This is a genomic window from Streptomyces sp. AC627_RSS907 (assembly GCF_019049165.1).
In genome coordinates this window covers 1-659 of record NZ_JAGMUE010000891.1, presented here as the reverse complement: position 1 = coordinate 659, position 659 = coordinate 1, and the positions used below count along the sequence as shown (strand labels likewise).

The following is a 659-nucleotide window of genomic DNA, read 5'->3' as shown; positions in this document are numbered from 1 at the left end:
CTGCGGCCGAGGGAACTGGGCCTGATGACGTCGGGCCGGGCCATCGCGCACGCCGAACAGTCCCCGCGCGAGCACGCGAAGCTGCTGCACGGCGCCCAGCTCTGGGTCGCCCTGCCCGACGCCCACCGGCACACCGCCCCGTCGTGGGAACACCACGCGGAGCTGCCCCAGGTGAGCGGCGGTGGCGGGCTCAGCGCCACGGTGATCCTCGGCGACTTGGACGGCGCCCGCTCCCCCGGCACCACCTTCACCCCGCTGATGGGCGCCGACATCACCCTGGCCGCCGGCACCGACACCCGCCTGCCGCTCCAACCCGACTTCGAGTACGCCGCCTTGACGATGTCCGGCGAGGCCGAGGTGGACGGCGTCCGCCTGGCCCCCGGCTCCCTGCTCTACCTCGGCTGCGGTCGCCGGGAACTGCCCCTGCGAGCCACGGTCGACAGCGCGTTCATGCTGCTGGGCGGCGAGCCGTTCGAGGAGCGCATCGTCATGTGGTGGAACTTCGTCGGCCGCACCCACGAGGACATCGCCCAAGCCCGCGAGGACTGGGCATCCGGCACCCGCTTCGGCGAGGTCAGCTCGTACGAGGGCGCGCCGCTACCCGCCCCCGAGCTGCCGCCGGTGCCGCTGAAGGCGCGGGGGCGTACGCGCTGAACTGG

1 protein-coding gene is annotated in these 659 nt (G+C 73.9%); it reads left to right on the top strand.

All coding sequences use genetic code 11. The annotated features are described in order from the left end of the window. Positions 1-654 (top strand): pirin family protein (locus KUM32_RS39295; protein WP_217146540.1); only part of this gene is annotated, 654 nt, incomplete at its 5' end. Positions 655-659 lie beyond the last annotated feature (5 nt).